The sequence below is a fragment of the Brevibacterium sp. LAARM2_SD2 genome (assembly GCF_057364785.1).
Genome location: NZ_JBNFOM010000007.1, coordinates 1 through 17,616, shown reverse-complemented (window position 1 = coordinate 17,616; position 17,616 = coordinate 1). Strand labels below are relative to the sequence as shown.

General features: G+C 70.4%; 12 protein-coding genes, 1 tRNA gene and 3 pseudogenes. 12 read left to right on the top strand and 4 right to left on the bottom strand.

All coding sequences use genetic code 11. From position 1 onward, the window contains the following. Positions 1-76 precede the first annotated feature (76 nt). A complete protein-coding gene (locus AC2W7K_RS06055; protein WP_486005879.1) occupies positions 77-520 on the bottom strand; it encodes a winged helix-turn-helix domain-containing protein in 444 nt (147 codons plus the stop codon). A 552-nt stretch (positions 521-1,072) separates the two neighbouring features. Next, positions 1,073-1,711, bottom strand: coding sequence for a uracil phosphoribosyltransferase (upp, locus tag AC2W7K_RS06050; RefSeq protein WP_198500579.1), 639 nt, complete (start codon positions 1,709-1,711; stop codon positions 1,073-1,075). 60 nt (positions 1,712-1,771) lie between these two features. Here upp and AC2W7K_RS06045 point away from each other — a divergent pair, with 60 nt between their 5' ends. From AC2W7K_RS06045 to allB, 12 genes and pseudogenes are all read left to right on the top strand, one after another. Beyond that, complete coding sequence (locus tag AC2W7K_RS06045; protein ID WP_344251413.1) at positions 1,772-2,329, top strand: tRNA adenosine deaminase-associated protein; 558 nt, start codon at positions 1,772-1,774, stop codon at positions 2,327-2,329. 59 nt (positions 2,330-2,388) lie between these two features. Continuing rightward, positions 2,389-2,826 (top strand): nucleoside deaminase, encoded by a 438-nt coding sequence (locus tag AC2W7K_RS06040; RefSeq protein ID WP_344251412.1) that lies wholly within the window; start codon positions 2,389-2,391, stop codon positions 2,824-2,826. A 58-nt stretch (positions 2,827-2,884) separates the two neighbouring features. Continuing rightward, positions 2,885-2,975 (top strand) — tRNA-Ser (locus tag AC2W7K_RS06035). A 249-nt stretch (positions 2,976-3,224) separates the two neighbouring features. Next, positions 3,225-4,705 (top strand): annotated as a pseudogene (locus AC2W7K_RS06030) (NCS2 family permease). 193 nt (positions 4,706-4,898) lie between these two features. Further along, positions 4,899-6,344 (top strand): xanthine dehydrogenase small subunit, encoded by a 1,446-nt coding sequence (locus tag AC2W7K_RS06025; RefSeq protein WP_344251411.1) that lies wholly within the window; start codon positions 4,899-4,901, stop codon positions 6,342-6,344. Then, on the top strand, positions 6,341-8,686 hold the full coding sequence (gene xdhB, locus AC2W7K_RS06020) for a xanthine dehydrogenase molybdopterin binding subunit (RefSeq protein WP_486005878.1): 2,346 nt from the start codon (positions 6,341-6,343) through the stop codon (positions 8,684-8,686). Before AC2W7K_RS06025 ends, xdhB begins: the two co-directional genes overlap by 4 nt. Continuing rightward, positions 8,683-9,468, top strand: coding sequence for a xanthine dehydrogenase accessory protein XdhC (gene xdhC / locus AC2W7K_RS06015; RefSeq protein WP_344251409.1), 786 nt, complete (start codon positions 8,683-8,685; stop codon positions 9,466-9,468). The genes xdhB and xdhC overlap by 4 nt, the downstream gene beginning before the upstream one ends. Positions 9,469-9,508: 40 nt before the next feature. Continuing rightward, positions 9,509-10,794: pseudogene (gene guaD, locus AC2W7K_RS06010) on the top strand (guanine deaminase). 113 nt (positions 10,795-10,907) lie between these two features. After that, on the top strand, positions 10,908-11,708 hold the full coding sequence (locus AC2W7K_RS06005) for a hydroxypyruvate isomerase family protein (protein ID WP_486005877.1): 801 nt from the start codon (positions 10,908-10,910) through the stop codon (positions 11,706-11,708). Beyond that, positions 11,693-12,697, top strand: coding sequence for a 2-hydroxy-3-oxopropionate reductase (locus AC2W7K_RS06000; protein ID WP_486005876.1), 1,005 nt, complete (start codon positions 11,693-11,695; stop codon positions 12,695-12,697). Before AC2W7K_RS06005 ends, AC2W7K_RS06000 begins: the two co-directional genes overlap by 16 nt. Next, positions 12,697-14,493: a glyoxylate carboligase gene (gene gcl, locus AC2W7K_RS05995; protein ID WP_486005875.1), complete on the top strand. Its 1,797-nt coding sequence runs from the start codon at positions 12,697-12,699 to the stop codon at positions 14,491-14,493. Before AC2W7K_RS06000 ends, gcl begins: the two co-directional genes overlap by 1 nt. Positions 14,494-14,607: 114 nt before the next feature. Next, positions 14,608-15,993: an allantoinase AllB gene (gene allB, locus AC2W7K_RS05990; protein WP_486005874.1), complete on the top strand. Its 1,386-nt coding sequence runs from the start codon at positions 14,608-14,610 to the stop codon at positions 15,991-15,993. A gap of 92 nt (positions 15,994-16,085) precedes the next feature. Here allB and AC2W7K_RS05985 read toward each other — a convergent pair whose 3' ends face one another. Both AC2W7K_RS05985 and AC2W7K_RS05980 read right to left on the bottom strand, forming a co-directional pair. Further along, positions 16,086-16,553 (bottom strand): peroxiredoxin, encoded by a 468-nt coding sequence (locus AC2W7K_RS05985; protein ID WP_486005873.1) that lies wholly within the window; start codon positions 16,551-16,553, stop codon positions 16,086-16,088. Between the two features lie 2 nt (positions 16,554-16,555). Continuing rightward, a pseudogene (locus AC2W7K_RS05980) lies at positions 16,556-17,574 on the bottom strand (glycerate kinase). Positions 17,575-17,616 lie beyond the last annotated feature (42 nt).

Here is a 17,616-nt window from a genome sequence, read left to right as displayed (position 1 = left end):
GCCCCCTGCTGGACGGGCCGTGCGACGTGCGTCTCAGTGTTAATTCACCGATGGGCTGGTTCACCGATGGGCCGGGTCACCGATGGGCGGTGGCCGACCACACGGTGACGTCGGGATGCGTGTCGTAGCGGTAGCCGGCGCCGCGCATCGTGCGGATGACCGAGGAGTGCTCGCCGAGGCGGCGGCGCAGTCGGCGGATGTGGACGTCGACGGTGCGCTCGTCCGGTTCCTCGGCCCCCGACCACACGGCGGCGATGAGGGCCTCGCGCGGCAGCGTCTCATCGGCATGGGAGACGAGGGTGGCGAGGAGGTCGAACTCCTTCGTCGTGACATCGACGAGATCGCCGTCGATGCGGACCTCGCGGCGCGGGATGTCGATGCGCAGGCGCTCGGCGGGTCCGGCCTCGGTCTCGCGCAGGGTCGGCGGATGGATGCGGTTGGGAATCCGGGAGCGCACCGGGCCGTGGCTGCCGGCCGGGGTTCCCGACGCGGCGGGGGAGCCGTTGGCGACGGCGCGCACGGCGTCGATGTCGCTGCCGCGGCCCTCGGGGGCCAGGGCGATGACGGCCTGGGTCTCGGCCTGGGAGGCGAGTTCCTTCGCGTACGCCTGGAGCTCACCGGCGATCGCGGAGAGGTTCGTGCCGTCCGCGGCGCCTTCGACTCGTCGAGGCCGATGTAGACGATGATGCCGCGCGCCGCCTTCGGCGAGGGCACGACGCCGGAGGGCCCGTAGGTGTGCGGCGGGTTCTGCGGGTCCACGGCGCTCAGCCTGGCACCGGCGCGGCGCACCGCGACAGCGCTGCGGGGGTGGACGTAGTTCGGTTCGGGATTCGGCATGTCTGTCCTCTGGGTGATGCGATGGAGTCCGCTGCGCGACGTGTCTGCACTCGTTCGCAGCCGGACAGCGGAAGGGCGATCACCGACGACGAACGCAGGGCATACACATCGATGCCGCGCGCATTCGCGCTTCGTGATTCGCAGAGGTCATGCCTTCATTATTCGTCACATGCGCGCACCCGGGCAAAGGATCGCCGGGTTCTGAGACGAGTGTGAAGTTTTGTGACGAGATCGTTCAGTCGACGATGCCGTACATCCGGTCGCCGGCGTCGCCGAGGCCGGGCACGATGTAGCCGAGCTCGTTGAGGCGCTCGTCGAGGGCGGCGGTGTAGATCTCGACGTTCGCCGAGGCCCCGTAGTCGCGTTCGATGCGCTCGACGCCCTCCGGTGCGGAGACGAGGCAGACGGCGGTGACGTCGCGGGCGCCGCGGGCGAGCAGGAAGTCGATGGCCATCGCCAGGGTCCCGCCGGTGGCAAGCATCGGGTCGACGACGAAGATCTGACGTCCGCTGAGGTCGTCGGGCAGGCGATCGGCGTACGCGGTCGGCTCGAAGGTCTCCTCGTCGCGGACCATCCCGAGGAAGCCCACCTCGGCGGTGGGGAGGATGCGCAGCATCCCGTCGAGCATGCCGAGGCCCGCGCGCAGGATCGGGACGACGACGGGACGGGGTTCGGCCATCCGAGTCCCGGTGAACGTCGCCACCGGTGTCGTGACCTCCCGGTCCTCAACGGCCAGGGACCTGGTCGCCTCGTAGGCGAGCAGCATGACGAGCTCCTCGGTGAGCTGCCGGAAGCGCGCGGAATCGGTGTTCTCATCTCGGAGAACGCTGAGCTTGTGGGCGATGAGGGGGTGGTCGGCTACGTGAAGGCGCATACTCAGATGGTACGGGAATCGGCTGTGGTGAAAGCCGGGGGAAGAGTCCACAATGGAGTCATGTCCTACTTCACTGAGATCCTTGCCGAGTCGAGCGACGGATTCCGCGCTCTCGATGTCGACGTCCGCGACGCCACGGACCTCGACAGCCTTGTCGACATGATGCGGAGTGCGGGAACCGATGACGGGGAGGCCGTCGCCGTCATCGAACACGAGGACGAATGGTTCGGTCTCGTCCGCCTCGCCGCGGACAACGAGGTCAAGGTCTTCATCTCGGATCTCGGCGCCGCCGAGCTCAGCCCGTTCGCGGAGATCTTCGCCGACTACCTCGACTCCCCGGACGACGCGTACGAGGCCGAACCCGAGGAGGAGTTCGGGCTCGATGCGGAGGAGCCGGACGCCGATGACGAGGACGACGACGTCGAGGACGAGGTCGAGATGCTCGACTTCGACGGCGACGGCGAATGGGGCGGCGACGCCGACATCTTCGCCGACCGCGGTCTGACTCCCGCCGACCTCATCGAGCAGGTCGAGAAGTACCCCTCGGATCCGGCGCGCGTCGTCGCCCACGTCGGGGAGACCGTCGGCTTCGCCGATCAGCTCGAGGCCGCCCGCTGAGCCACGACACCCGTGCCGATGAGCTCGGCTTCGGCGGGCATGCGCACTTCTCCGCGTGGATGGCCCTCGCCCTCGCCGAGGCGGCCCGGGCACCCGCGCACGACGACGTTCCCGTCGGGGCCGTCGTCCTCGACCGCGAGGGTCGGGTCATCGGGACCGGCCACAACCGGCGGGAGGTCGACGAGGATCCGCTCGGCCATGCCGAGCTGCTGGCCCTGCGGCAGGCCGCCGCGACGACCGGGCGGTGGCGCCTCGACGGGTGCACCCTCGTCGTCACCCTCGAGCCGTGCGCGATGTGCGCCGGAGCGCTCATCGGCGCCCGGGTCGCCCGCCTCGTCTTCGGCGCCTTCGACGAGAAGGCCGGAGCCGTCGGGTCGGTGTGGGATCTGCCGCGCGATCGGGCGGCGCTCCACCACCCCGAGGTCTACTCCGGGGTGCAGGAGAGCGCGGCGGCGGCCCTGCTCAGCGACTTCTTCACGGCCAAGCGGGGGACGTGACCGCACTCACCCCGATCCGATTTGGCCCGCTCCCGGCACCGACTGTATTGTTGTCGGCGGTGGCGTGTCCGAGCGGCCGAAGGTGCAACACTCGAAATGTTGTGTACGGTAACCCCGTACCGTGGGTTCAAATCCCACCGCCACCGCCAATGAAAACCCCTGGTCAGCCGGGGGTTTTCGTGTGTCCGGGCCCGTCGCGGCCAGGGTCTCGAATGGGTTGCACTTCGCCTGTGACGATTGACACACCGACCGTGAGACGCGAGACTGTCGGGATGAAATAGAAATATTTTCCGCATCATGGAAGGATACTTCTCTTTCGTTGCGCATGTTCAAGGCGCAGGGCTGCGACGACGATGTCATAGCCGACCAAATCGAACAGTTTGAGGTGGTCCATGACAATGGCAGACAAAGAAGTGTCGAACGACGACCAGCGGCAGGACACGGACGCCGCCGCCCGCAGTTCGGGCGCACTGGACAGATTCTTCGAGATAACCAAGCGCGGTTCCTCGGTCAAGCAGGAGATCCGCGGGGGCATCGTCGCCTTCGTCGCGATGGCCTACATCGTCGTGCTCAACCCGCTCATCCTCGGCGGCTCCGCCGACGTCGCCGGCGGCACGCTCGACTTCGCTCAGCTCACGGCCGTCACCGGACTCGTCGCGGGACTCATCACGATCCTCTTCGGCGTCATCGCCAAACTGCCGTTCGCGCTCGCCGCCGGCCTGGGGATGAACAGCTTCCTCGCCGTCTCCGTCGTCCAGGAGGTGACCTGGGCCGAGGCGATGGGACTCGTCATCATCAACGGCATCATCATCGTCCTCCTCGGCGCCACCGGCATCCGCACGGCGATCTTCAACGCGGTTCCCCACGCGCTCAAGATCGCCATCACGGTCGGCATCGGCCTCTTCATCGCATTCATCGGGTTCGTCAACTCCGGCTTCGTCACCCGGACCCCGGCCGGTCCGCCCGTGCAGCTGGGACAGGACGGGTCGATCACGTCGCTGCCGACGCTCGTGTTCATCGGCGCCCTCATCCTCATCGGCGTCCTCGTCGCGCGGAAGGTGCCCGGCGGCATCCTCATCGGCATGATCGTCGCGACGATCGCCGCGATCATCATCCAGGCGTTCGCGAAGCTCGGCACCGTCGGCGACCCGGTCAACCCCGACCCGGCCGGCTGGAACCTCAGCGCACCGCAGCTGCCGACCAGATCGTCGCGCTGCCCGACTTCGGGCTCATCGGCGCGTTCGACCTCTTCGGAGCCTTCGAGCGCATCGGCGTGCTCGCCGCGACGATGCTCGTCTTCACCCTCGTGTTCACGAACTTCTTCGACGCGATGGGCACGATGACGGGTCTGGCCCGCAGCGCGGGACTCCAGACGAAGGACGGCATGTTCCCCCGCATCCGCAGCGCCTTCGTCATCGAGGGCCTCGGCGCCGTCGCCGGCGGTGGCGCGTCCGCCTCGTCGAACACGGTGTTCGTCGACTCCGCTGCCGGCATCGCCGAAGGCGCGAGAACCGGACTGGCCGCGATCGTCACCGGTGTGCTCTTCCTCCTCTCGATGTTCTTCGCCCCGCTCATCGGCGTCATCCCGATGGAGGCCGGCGCCGCCGCCCTCGTCGTCGTCGGCGCCATGATGGTCACGCAGATCCGCGAGATCGACCTCAGCGACTTCCGCACCTCGCTGCCGGTCTTCCTCACCATGGTGACGATGCCGCTGACCTACTCGATCGCCAACGGCATCGGCGTCGGCTTCATCTCGTGGGCGCTCATCCACGCGTTCAGCCGTCGCGGACAGCACGTCCACTGGCTGCTGTGGATCGTCTCCGCCGGATTCGTCCTCTACTTCGTTCGCGGCCCCATTTCGGCTATCTTGGGAGGATGAGCATTGTGACGGAGCACACCGCGTGGGGGAAGGGGCAGATCGCCCACGGCGACTGACGCCCGCGGGGCGATGACGCCCCGCCGACCGCTCTCCGCTGCTGTTCGCATGGATAACCAGAAGTCTCGGAGAGCCAGCGCAACTGTTCCAACCATGCACTGTGCGCCTCCTCGCTGAGGCGCAGGAGGTGAGTGCGATGTCAGCGTCGACCACAGAACGCTCGGCCTGTCGGATCTCGGTCAACGGCACCGATCGCGACTTCGACGGTCCCACCCATACCAATGCCCTCGACTTCCTCCGCGGCGAGGGCCTGACCGCAGCCAAGGAAGGCTGCGCGGAAGGCGAATGCGGAGCCTGCGCGATCCTCATCGCGCGACCCGACGGCGACGGCACGACCCGCTGGACGTCGGTGAATTCCTGTCTCCTGCCGGCCGCGGCCCTCGACGGCCAGGAGGTCATCACGGCCGAGGGACTCTCGGCCGGTGACCACATCCACCCCGTCGCCGAGGAGATGGCCGTGCGCGGGGGATCCCAGTGCGGCTACTGCACACCCGGCTTCATCTGCTCGATGGCCGCCGAATACTACCGCCCCGGGCGGGAGGAGTTCGATCTCCACGCGCTCTCGGGCAACCTCTGCCGCTGCACCGGATACCGTCCGATCAAGGACGCCGCACAGGCACTCGGCACCCCAGAGGCCACCGACGCCCTGGCCGCCCGGATGGCCGACCCCGCCCCCGCCTCGGCGCCCACCGATCTCCACCGCCCCGACACCCCGACCGGGGACCTGGGCCGCTATCGCCGCCCTGCCGACCTCGCCGAGGCGCTCGGCATCCTCGCCGACGACCCCGACGTCCTCCTCGTCGCCGGCGCCACCGACTGGGGTGTCGAGGTCAACATCAAGGGCGTGCGCGCGAAGTCGCTGCTCGCCATCGACCGGTTGCCCGAGCTGCGCGGCATCCGGCGCACCGCCGACCACATCGAGATCGGCGCCGCCCTGACCCTGAGCGAGGTCGAACGCGGACTCGCCGGCAGCGTGCCGCTGCTCGGCAAGCTCTTCCCGCAGTTCGCCTCCCGTCTCATCCGCAACGGGGCGACGATCGGCGGCAACCTCGGCACCGGGTCGCCGATCGGGGACACCCCGCCGGCCCTCCTCGCCCTCGAAGCCGAGCTCGTGCTCGCCTCGCGCGACGGTGAGCGCACCGTGCCGCTCGCCGACTACTTCACCGGCTACCGGCAGACCGTGCGGAAGCCCGGCGAACTCATCTCCGCGGTGCGGATCCCCCTGCCGCTGGCACCCCTGACGTCGTTCCAGAAGATCGCGAAGCGGCGCTTCGACGACATCTCCTCCGTCGCGATCGGCTACGCCGTCGACGTCGTCGACGGGGTGGTGGTCAAGGCCCGCATCGGCCTCGGCGGAGTGGCCGCGACACCGCTGCGGGCCCGGGCGACGGAAGCCGAGCTCGAAGGCCGGCCCTGGACGCTCGAGACCGTCCACGCGGCGGCGGAGACGCTCGCCGCGGAGGGCACGCCGATGGACGACCACCGGGCGAGCGCGCAGTACCGCACGGCGATGCTCCGCTCCTCCCTCGAGCGGTTCTACGCCGAACAGCTCGCCGCGATGACCGAGGAGGCCGGACGATGAGCCAGCTGTCCCAGCGCCCCGCCGACCCCGTCGTCGGCGAGAGCCACCACCACGAAAGCGCGTTCGGCCACGTCACCGGCGCCGCCCTCTACACCGACGACCTCGTCGGGCGCCTGACCGGCGTCCTCCACGCGTTCCCGGTGAGGTCCGAGCACGCGCACGCGCGCCTCGACTCCCTCGACACCGCACCCGCCCTCGCGGTGCCCGGGGTCGTGCGGGTGATCACCGCCGCGGACATCCCCGGTGTCAACGACCAGGGCGTCAAACACGACGAGCCGATGCTGCCCGTCGACGAGATCATGTACTTCGGCCAGCCCCTGGCCTGGGTCCTCGGCGAGGACCTCGAAGCCGCGAAGGCCGGAGCGCAGGCGGTCACCGCCGAGGTCACCCCGCTGCCCTCGCTCGTCACCGTCCCCGAGGCGATCGCCGCCGGCAGCTTCCACGGCATCCAGCCGACGATCGACAAGGGCGACGTCGACGGGGCCTTCGCCGACGCCGCGCACGTCTTCGCAGGAGAGTTCGAGTTCGCCGGCCAGGAGCACTTCTACCTCGAGACCCAGGCCTCGCTCGCCCACGTCGACGAGAACGGCCAGGTCTTCATCCAGTGCTCGACCCAGCATCCGACGGAGACCCAGGACATCGTCTCCCATGTCCTCGGGATCCCCGCCAACGAGGTGACCGTCCAGTGCCTGCGGATGGGCGGAGGGTTCGGCGGCAAGGAGATGCAGCCCCACGGCTATGCCGCCCTCGCCGCCCTCGGCGCGACCCTCACCGGCCGCCCCGTGCGGCTGCGGCTGAGCCGCACCCTCGACATCACGATGACCGGCAAGCGCCACGGCTTCCACTCGACCTGGCGGATCGGGTTCGACGACGACGGGCGGATCCTCGCCCTCGAGGCCACGCTCACCGCCGACGGCGGCTGGAGCCTCGACCTCTCCGAACCCGTGCTCACCCGCGCGATGTGCCACATCGACAACGCGTACTGGGTGCCCAACATCCGCGTCCACGGACGCATCGCGAAATGTCACAAGACCTCGCAGACGGCGTTCCGCGGGTTCGGCGGACCGCAGGGGATGCTCGTCATGGAGGACATCCTCGGCCGCGTCGCCCCGCAGCTGGGCATCGACGCCGCCGAGCTGCGCCGCCGCAACTTCTACCAGGCCGGACAGGACACCCCGTACTACCAGCCCGTGCGCCATCCCGACCGGATGGAGGCGTGCTGGGATCAGGTGCTCGCCGCCGGCGACGTCGAGACCCGGCGGGCGGAGATCGCCGAGTTCAACGCCGCCCACGACGACGTCAAGCGGGGGCTGGCGATCACGCCGGTGAAGTTCGGGATCTCCTTCAACCTCACCGCCTTCAACCAGGGCGGGGCCCTCGTCCTCGTCTACAAGGACGGCTCCGTCCTCGTCACCCACGGCGGCACGGAGATGGGGCAGGGCCTGCACATGAAGATGCTCCAGGTCGCGGCGACGAGCCTCGGGGTCCCGCTGTCGACGGTGCGGCTCGCGCCCACGCGCACGGACAAGGTCCCCAACACCTCGGCGACGGCGGCGAGCTCCGGCTCCGATCTCAACGGGGGAGCCGTCAAGGACGCGTGCGAGCAGATCCTCGGTCGGCTCAGGCACGTCGCCGCGGGCCTCCTCGGGGCGCCCGCCCACGAGGTCGAGATCAGCCGCGGCATCGTCAGCGCCCTCTCGTCGGCGAAGACGATCACGTGGGAGGAGCTCATCAACACCGCGTACTTCCAGCGGATCCAGCTCTCGGCCTCCGGCTTCTACCGCACCGAGGGACTCCACTGGAACCTCTCGGAGATGCGCGGGGAGCCGTTCAAGTACTTCGCGTACGGGGCGGCCGTCAGCGAGGTCGAGGTCAGCCGCTTCGACGGCTCGTACACGCTGCGCCGCGTCGACATCGTCCACGACGTCGGGGATTCGCTCTCCCCGCTCATCGACCTCGGCCAGATCGAGGGCGGCTTCGTCCAGGGCGCCGGGTGGCTCACGCTCGAGGACCTGCGCTGGGACGACAGCGACAAGCCCAGCCGCGGACGGCTGGCGACGCAGGCGGCGAGCACGTACAAGATCCCGAGCTTCTCCGAGATGCCCGAGGTCTTCAACGTCGCGCTGCTGGAGAAGGCCCATGAGGAGGGCGCGGTCTACGGCTCGAAGGCCGTCGGCGAACCGCCGCTCATGCTCGCCTTCTCCGTCCGCGAGGCCCTGCGGGAGGCCGTCGGCGCCTTCGGGGCCCCGGGCACCGTCGTCGAACTCGCGTCCCCGGCGACCCCGGAGGCCGTGTTCTGGGCACTCGAGGCCGTCCGCTCCCGGGAGCCCGTGCCGTCATGACCTGGATGGACACCGCAGCCGAGCTTCGCAGCGCTCGGGTGCCGGCCGTCCTCGTCACCCTCGCCTCGGTCCGGGGACACGCTCCCCGGGAAGCCGGCGCGAAGATGATCGTCTCCGCCGATGACCTCTTCGGGACCATCGGCGGAGGCAATCTCGAGATGACGGCCGTCACCCGTGCCCGCGCACTCCTCGACGGCGGGGAGAGCGAACCCGAGATGCTCAGCCTGCGGCTCAACGACAAGGCCCCGGCGCAGTACGGGCGGCAGTGCTGCGGGGGAGAGGTCACCCTCCTCCTCGAACCGCTGCCCGTGCCCGCCGTCGTCGCGATCTTCGGGATCGGCAACATCGGGCTCGAACTCACCCGCATCCTCTCCCGCCACGACATCGACCTCCATGTGTCCGATTCGCGGCCCGAGCAGCTGAGCGAACTCGACCATCTCGAAGCCCCGGTGGCCGCCGTGACCCGCCACTTCGCCGTCGTCGGCGAAGAGGTGCTGATGAGCCTGCCCGCCGGCGCGCACGTGCTCATCATGACCCACGACCACGCCGAGGACCTCCACCTCTGTGCCGCCGCGCTCACGCGCGGGGACTTAGGCTCCATCGGCCTCATCGGCTCGAGCGCGAAATGGCAGCGCTTCCGCCGGGCCCTCCAGACCGAAGGGCATGCGCCCGAGGCCGTCGACACGATCATGTGCCCGATCGGCCTGCCCGCAGTCAGCGGCAAGCGCCCGGCGACGATCGCCGTGAGCGTCGCCGGCGACCTGCTCAGCCGCCTGCCCTGACCCGATCCATTCCACCTTCCAGACTTCAGGAGTCCACCCCATGCAGATCTTCCGTGCCCGCATCCTCGACACCCCGACCGATCCGTTCACCGGCGGCACCCTGCGCAGCGACGCCGATGTCGCGCTCGTCGTCGACGCCGGCCGCATCGTCGCCCGCACCGACTTCGCGACCGCGCGGGAGCGCCACCCCTACGCCGAGGTCGTCGACCTCCGCTCAGGGGTCCTCCTGCCCGGGTTCGTCGACACCCACGTCCACTACCCGCAGGTCCGGGCGATCGGCCACCTCGGCAAGCCGCTCCTCGACTGGCTCGACGAGGCGGCCCTGCCCGAGGAGTCGAAGCTCGGCGACGACGCCTACGCCCGTGCCGTGGCCCACGAGTTCCTCACCGGCCTGACCTCGGCGGGGACCACCTCGGCGATGGTCTTCGGATCGCACTTCGCCTCCGCCGTCGACATCCTCTTCGCCTCCGCCGCCGAGGTGGGGCTGCGGATGACGACGGGACTGGTCACCAGCGACCGCAACCTCCCCGAGGTCCTCCTCACCGACGTCGACCGCTCGGTGACCGAGAGCCAGGAGCTCATCGACCGCTGGCACGGGAGAGGACGGCTGCGCTTCGCGGTGACCCCGCGGTTCTCCTTCTCCGCCGGACCCGAGCTGCTCGCCGCCGGCGGCGGTCTCGTCAGGGACAACCCGGGCATCTGGGTGACCTCCCACCTCAACGAGAACCGCGACGAGATCACCGGGGTCGCAGAGATCCACCCCGAGTCCCGCGACTACCTCGACACCTACGATCGGGCCGGGCTGCTCGGCGCGCAGACGATCCTCGCCCACAACGTCCACCCCACCGACCGGGAGCTGACGCGGATGGCCGAGGTCGGGGCGGCGGCCGCGCACTGCCCGACGTCGAACTCCGCGCTCGCGAGCGGATTCTTCCCGCTGCGCCGCCACCTCGACGCCGGGGTGAGGGTCGCGCTCGGCTCCGACGTCGCGCCGGCATCGGGTTCTCCCTGCTCAAGGAGGGCGTGCAGGCGTACTTCATGCAGCAGCTCGACCCGGCCGGGGGAGTCCCGCTGACGTCGACGCACCTCCTTCACCTCGCGACGGCGGCCGGGGCCGCAGCGCTCGGACTGGACGCCGAGGTCGGCGACCTGTCGGTGGGCAAGCGCTTCGACGCCGTGTGGATCGACCCCGCGGCCGGGCAGCCGCTCGACGTCGGCATCGCGCATGCGGGCTCCGATGAGGACGCGCTGGCGAAGATCTTCGCCCTCGGCACCCCCGCCGACGTCTCCCGCGTGTGGATCGACGGCGAGCTCGTCAAGGGCTGAGTCTTCGGTGCAAGGGTCTTGACTCTCCGCGCCGACGATGCGTATGCTGATTTCATCCAACGGAAACTAACTTCCGTAATACGGAAACTCGCAGAGTCGCGAAGGAGACCCCGATGTCGTTCGACTTCACTCAGGCAGACAGCTACATCCTCAACTGCTCCACCCTGCTCACCGAACTCCCGGTGCTCGAGCGCGCCCAGGCGGCGAAGGACGCAGGCTTCGACAAGGTCGAGTTCTGGTGGCCCTTCGACGGCAATCCGACCCCGAGCCAGGACGAGGTCGATGCCTTCGTCGCCTCGCTCGAGGACGCCGGGGTCGAGCTCAAGGGGCTGAACTTCTGGGCCGGCGACATGGCCGGCGGGGACCGCGGGATGATCTCGATCCCCGGCGCGCAGGCCGACGTCGCCGCGAACGCGGCCATCGTCGCCGAGATCGGCCGCCGCACCGGCTGCCGGGCGTTCAACGCCCTCTACGGCCTCAGGCTCGCGGACTCGACCCCGGAGGAGCAGGACGCCGTGGCACTGGAGAACCTCGCCGTCGTCGCCGCCGCGGTCGAGGGCACCGTCCTCGTCGAGCCGATCTCCGGGGCCGAGGCCTACCCGCTCAAGACCGCGGCCGAGGCCGCCGCCGTCGTCGAGCAGGTGCGGGCCGCGGGGACGGAGAACATCGCCGTCCTCGCCGACTTCTACCACCTCGCCGTCAACGGCGACGACGTCGCCGCGGCTATCGAGACCGGGGCCGCGAGCTTCGGGCACATCCAGATCGCCGACGCCGAGGGCCGCGGGGCACCGGGCACCGGGCAGCTCCCGCTCGAGGCGTGGATCGCCCGCTCGCTCGAGCTCGGCTACTCCGGCGGCATCGCACTCGAGTACAAGCAGGACCGCGACACCGCCTTCGCGTGGCTCGCCCGCTGACCAACCGACTACGACCAGTAAGGACTTCCATCATGAGCACAACAATCGGATTCATCGGACTCGGCATCATGGGACTGCCGATGGCGAAGAACCTCGTCAAGGCCGGCTTCACCGTCCGCGGCTACAACCGCACCCCGGCGAAGGCGCAGGAGCTCGTCGCCGCCGGCGGTGAGGCCGCGGACTCGATCGCCGAGGCGGTCGCCGGCGCCCAGTTCATCATCACGATGGTCCCCGACTCACCCGATGTCGAGGCCGTGCTCACCGGCGACGACGGCATCCTCGCCGCCGCCGACGCCGGTGCGACGTGGATCGACTTCTCGACGATCCGTCCCGATGTCGCGAAGGATCTCGCCGCCCAGGCAAAGGAGGCCGGCCTCAAGCCGCTCGACGCTCCCGTCTCCGGCGGCGAGCCCGGCGCGATCGACGGCGTGCTCTCGATCATGGTCGGCGGCGAGGAAGCCGACTTCGACGCCGCCGCGGACGTCTTCGACGCCGTCGGCAAGACGATCGTCCGCGTCGGACCCTCGGGCTCGGGGCAGACCGTCAAGGCCGCGAACCAGCTCATCGTCGCCGGCAACATCGGACTCCTCGCCGAGGCGGTCGTCTTCCTCGAGGCCTACGGCGTCGAGACCGCCTCCGCGCTCCAGGTCCTCGGCGGCGGTCTCGCCGGATCGAAGGTGCTCGAGCAGAAGGGGCAGAAGATGCTCGACCGCGAGTTCGCCCCCGGCTTCCGCCTCGCGCTGCACCACAAGGACATGGGCATCGTCACCGCCGCCGCCCGCGAGGCCGGCGTGGCGATCCCGCTCGGCGCCGCCGTCGCCCAGCTCGTCGCCGCCACCGTCGCCCAGGGCAACGGCGGTCTCGACCACTCCGGTCTCCTCACCGTCGTCGAACAGCTCTCCGGTTCGGACGACATCGCCGCCGGCGACACCGCCGCGGGCGACACCGCCTCGGCGCAGGAGACCACGGCAGAGGAAGGGGCGGCGTGATGACGAGAATGCGCGCAGTCGACGCGATCGTCCTCATCCTCGAGAAGGAGGGCGCGACCGAGACCTTCGGCCTGCCCGGTGCCGCGATCAACCCGCTCTACTCGGCGATGCGGGCCCACGGCGGCATCCGCCACACGCTGGCCCGCCACGTCGAGGGCGCCTCGCACATGGCCGACGGCTACACCCGGGCGGCGGCCGGCAACATCGGCGTGTGCCTGGGCACCTCGGGCCCGGCCGGCACGGACATGATCACCGGACTCTACGCCGCGGCCGCTGACTCCCAGCCGATCCTCTGCATCACCGGGCAGGCGCCGGTGGCCGTGCTCGACAAGGAGGACTTCCAGGCCGTCGACATCGCCGCGATCGCCGCACCCGTGACGAAGATGGCGAAGACCGTCCTCGAAGCCGGTCAGGTGCCCGGCGTGTTCCAGAAGGCGTTCCAGCTCATGCGCTCGGCCCGCCCCGGACCCGTCCTCATCGACCTGCCGATCGACGTCCAGCAGACGGAGATCGACTTCGACATCGACACCTACGAACCGCTCGGGGTCGACAGGCCGGCAGCCACCTCGGCGCAGGCGGAGAAGATCCTCGATCTCATCGCCGCGGCCAAGCACCCGCTCATCATCGCCGGCGGCGGGATCATCAATGCCGACGCCGCGGATCGCCTCGTCGAATTCGCCGAGCTCACCTCGATCCCCGTCTCGCCGACGCTCATGGGCTGGGGGACGATCCCCGACAGCCACCCGCTGGCCGCCGGCATGGTCGGCATCCAGACGCACGTGCGCTACGGCAACGCCTCGTTCCTCGACTCCGATCTCGTCATCGGCATCGGCAACCGGTGGGCCAATCGCCACACCGGCGACCTCGCCGTCTACCGCAGGGGTCGGACGTTCGTCCACATCGACATCGAGCCGACGCAGATCGGACGCGTCTTCGCCCCGGACTACGGCGTCGTCTCCGACGCCGGCGCCGCCCTCGACGCCCTGCTCGCGGCCGCGCGGGCACGCACGGGCGCCGCGGCGCTGCCGGACTTCACGGAGTGGGCCGGCCAGTGCACGGCGCGGAAGGCGACGGAGCACCGGAAGACGAACTACACGGAGAAGCCGATCAAGCCGCAGCGCGTCTACCAGGAGATGAACGCGGCCTTCGGCGAGGACGTCACGTACGTCTCGACGATCGGGCTCAGCCAGATCGCGGGCGCGCAGATGCTCCACGTCTACCGGCCCCGGCACTGGATCAACGCCGGCCAGGCGGGTCCGCTCGGCTGGACGGGACCGGCGGCGCTCGGCGTCGCGAAGGGCAAACCGGGGGAGACGGTCGTCGCGCTCTCCGGCGACTACGACTTCCAGTTCATGATCGAGGAGCTCGCCGTCGGGGCGCAGCACAAGATCCCCTACGTCCACGTCGTCGTCAACAACTCCTACCTCGGCCTCATCCGGCAGTCGCAGCGCGGATTCGAGATGGACTATCAGGTCTCGCTCGCCTTCGACAACATCAACGCGTCCGGTGAGTCCGCGGGCTACGGCGTCGACCACGTCGCCGTCGCGCAGGGGCTCGGCTGCAAGGCGCTGCGCGTCGAGGATCCCGAGCTCATCGGCGAGGGTCTGCGGGTGGCCAAGGAGCTCATGGAGGAGCACCAGGTGCCCGTCGTCGTCGAGATCATCCTCGAGCGCGTCACGAACATCTCCATGGGTCTCGCGCTCGACGCGATCAACGAGTTCGACGTCCTCGCGCAGACCCCGGCCGACGCCCCGACGGCGCTCACCCCGCTGAGCGAGCTCGTCGCCGCGAAGTGAGGAGCACCGCACCGGTGCTTCGGTATACCATGGCCCCGTGAGCGGGGCAGCCGACGGTCGGCGGGACACTGAGTCGGCGGGACACTGAGCCGTCGGGACATTGAGGAGGAATCCATGAGCACACCCACCACTGCGACCGATGCCGGGACCGGCACCGAGGCGGTCGATCTCATCATCCGCGCCCGCCGGGCGATCCTGCCCGGCGGGGTCGGACCCGCCGAGGTGGCGGTCAGGGACGGCGTCATCGTCGCGGTCGCCGCCGACGGTGAGGATCTTGCGGCGACCGCCTCGGCGGACACGCGGATCGTCGAGGTCGACGACACCCGCGTGCTCCTGCCCGGGCTCGTCGACACCCACGTCCACGTCAACGACCCCGGCCGCAGCGAGTGGGAGGGATTCGCCTCGGCGACCCGGGCCGCGGCCGCCGGCGGGGTGACGACGATCGTCGACATGCCGCTCAACTCCGTGCCGCCGACCGTCGACGTCGCGGCGCTGGAGACGAAGCGGGCCGTCGCCGGGCCCAAGGCCTTCGTCGACGTCGGCTTCTGGGGCGGGGCGATCCCCGGCAACCGCGACGATCTGCGCCCCCTCCACGACGCCGGGGTCTACGGGTTCAAGTGCTTCCTCGAGGACTCCGGAGTCGAGGAGTTCCCGCCGCTGACGCCTGCGGAGATGACGGCCGACCTCGCCGAGATCGCGAGCTTCGACGGTCTCCTCATCGTCCACGCCGAGGACCACGGCGTCATGGCCACCGCGCCGACAGCGCATGGCCAGAAGTTCGCCGACTTCCTCGCCTCGCGGCCGCGCGAGGCCGAGAACGTCGCGATCGCCCACGTCATCGAGGCGGCGCGGGAGACCGGCGGGCGGGCCCACATCCTCCACCTGTCCTCGGCCGACGCCCTGCCGCAGATCGCCGCGGCGAAGGCCGAGGGGGTGAGGCTCACCGTCGAAACGTGCCCGCACTACCTCGTCCTCACCGCCGAGGAGATCCCCGACGGGGCGACGACCCACAAGTGCTGCCCGCCGATCCGCGAGGAGTCCAACCGCGAGGCGCTGTGGCAGGGACTCGTCGACGGGACCATCGACTGCATCGTCTCCGACCACTCGCCGTCGACGGCCGAGCTCAAACTCCTCGACTCCGGTGACTTCGGTGCCGCGTGGGGCGGGATCTCGTCCCTGCAGCTCGGCCTCTCGCTCGTGTGGACGGAGGCGGCGCGGCGCGGCATCGATCTCGCCGAGGTGGTCCGCTGGATGTCCGCGGCCCCGGCCGCCGTCGCCCGTGTCACGGGCAAGGGCGCGATCGCCGTGGGCGGCGACGCCGATTTCGCCGTGTTCGCTCCCGACGAGGAGTGGACGGTGTCGGCGACCGAGCTCTACCACCGCAACCAGATCACCGCGTACGATCAGCGCGTCGTCCGCGGCCGGGTCACCGACACACTGCTCGGCGGTGCCCCCGTCGACTTCACGGTCCCGCACGGCCGGCTCCTCACCGCCCGCTGACCGCGGAGCGACCTCGCCTCAACAGCCCTCCGGCACTCACGCAGCACGCGGCTGAGCGCCCCGGAGGGCTGTGTCGGGTCAGACGTCGAGGGTCAGACGTCGAGGGTCTCGCGGAGGCGCCGGACGTGGCCGTCGGCGGAGACGTTGTACTCGGCGAGGCTGAGGGCACCCGACTCGTCGACGACGAAGGTCGAGCGCAGCGTGCCCTCGACGGTCCGATCGCCGATCGTCTTCTCCCCGTAGCTGCCGTAGGCCTTCGCGACGGCCGCATCCGGGTCGGAGAGCAGCGGGAAGGTCAGGGATTCGTCCGCGGCGAAGGCCTGGAGCGCCTCGGGGCCGTCGGGGGAGACCCCGAGCACCTCGAAGCCCGCCGCGGTCAGCGACGCGAAGTTGTCGCGGAAGTCGCACGCCTCCGTCGTGCAGCCGGGCGTCGCCGCCTTCGGGTAGAAGTAGAGGATGAAGCGCTTGCCTGCCAGATCCGCCTTCGAATGGGTCTGTCCGTTCGCATCCTGCAGGGAGAAGTCCGGTGCCTGCTGTCCGACAGTGAGTGTGTTCGCCATGATCAGTGCCCTTTCTGTTGGTGTCCGGCCGCCACGAGCGCACACGCGTGCGCGGCGGTCGCTTCGATGAGCTCCTCGGCGCGTGCCGAGAGTTCGGGGAGGTCCGCCGGTCCGGGCGCGATCGAGAGCGCGGCGGTGATGCCGGCCTCCCGGCACTCGGCGGGGGTGAGTCCGACGCGTCCGGCGACGACGATGATGCTCGCCGAGGCGGGGCTGTGGTCCCGCACGGCCGCGACGACCTTGCCCCCGAGCGACTGGGAGTCGAACGACCCCTCGCCGGTGAGGACGAGGTCGGCGCCGGCGAGGGCCTCGGTGAGCCCGACCGCCTCGGCGACCATGCGCGAGCCCGGAACGACCTCGGCGCCGAGGAGCGCGGTGAGTGCCAGCGGGATCCCCCCGGCCGCCCCGAACCCGGGGGTCGCGGCATGCTCGCTGCCGAGCACCTCGGCGAAATGGGCGAGGTTGTCATCGAGGCGCGTCACGGTCGCGGCATCGGCGCCCTTCTGCGGGCCGAAGACGGCCGCTGCCCGCGCGGGCCGGTGAGCGGATTGTCGACGTCGACGGCGATGCGCCACGACACGGTGCGGGCGCGCGGGTCGAGACCGGAGGCGTCGACGGCGGCGAGGGCGGAGAGTCCGCCGCCGCCGGGGGCGATCGGCTCCCCGGCGGAGTCGGTGAGGGCGGCGCCGAGGGCCGCGACGATCCCGGCGCCGCCGTCGGTGCTCGCCGAGCCGCCGATGCACAGGAGGATCTCGTCGACGCCGTCGTTCAGCACCTGGGCGGCGATGAGGCCGACGCCGTACGTGTCGGCGCGTTCGGGGTCGAGGGGGACGTCGGAGACCTGGGGGAGGCCGTTGGCCTGGGCGGCTTCGATGACCGCGGTCCTGCCATCGGCGGAGAGCCCGTAGCGGGCGGTCGTCGGACGGCCGAGGGCGTCGACGACGTCGACGGTGCGCGCCGGCGTTCCCCACACCGCGAGGAGGGCCTCGAGGGTGCCCTCGCCGCCGTCGGCGAAGGGCAGCTCGGTGATCGTCGCGGCCGGGAAGACCTGCCGGGCCCCGCG

Bases quoted from the DNA above. Each gene is read 5' to 3' on its own strand.
- AC2W7K_RS06045 (WP_344251413.1), top strand. From the start codon at position 1,772: ATGTCCTACTTCACTGAGATCCTTGCCGAGTCGAGCGACGGATTCCGC.
- AC2W7K_RS06025 (WP_344251411.1), top strand. From the start codon at position 4,899: ATGTCAGCGTCGACCACAGAACGCTCGGCCTGTCGGATCTCGGTCAAC.
- upp (WP_198500579.1), bottom strand. From the start codon at position 1,711: ATGCGCCTTCACGTAGCCGACCACCCCCTCATCGCCCACAAGCTCAGC.
- xdhC (WP_344251409.1), top strand. From the start codon at position 8,683: ATGACCTGGATGGACACCGCAGCCGAGCTTCGCAGCGCTCGGGTGCCG.
- xdhB (WP_486005878.1), top strand. From the start codon at position 6,341: ATGAGCCAGCTGTCCCAGCGCCCCGCCGACCCCGTCGTCGGCGAGAGC.
- AC2W7K_RS06005 (WP_486005877.1), top strand. From the start codon at position 10,908: ATGTCGTTCGACTTCACTCAGGCAGACAGCTACATCCTCAACTGCTCC.
- gcl (WP_486005875.1), top strand. From the start codon at position 12,697: ATGACGAGAATGCGCGCAGTCGACGCGATCGTCCTCATCCTCGAGAAG.
- allB (WP_486005874.1), top strand. From the start codon at position 14,608: ATGAGCACACCCACCACTGCGACCGATGCCGGGACCGGCACCGAGGCG.
- AC2W7K_RS06040 (WP_344251412.1), top strand. From the start codon at position 2,389: ATGGCCCTCGCCCTCGCCGAGGCGGCCCGGGCACCCGCGCACGACGAC.
- AC2W7K_RS05985 (WP_486005873.1), bottom strand. From the start codon at position 16,553: ATGGCGAACACACTCACTGTCGGACAGCAGGCACCGGACTTCTCCCTG.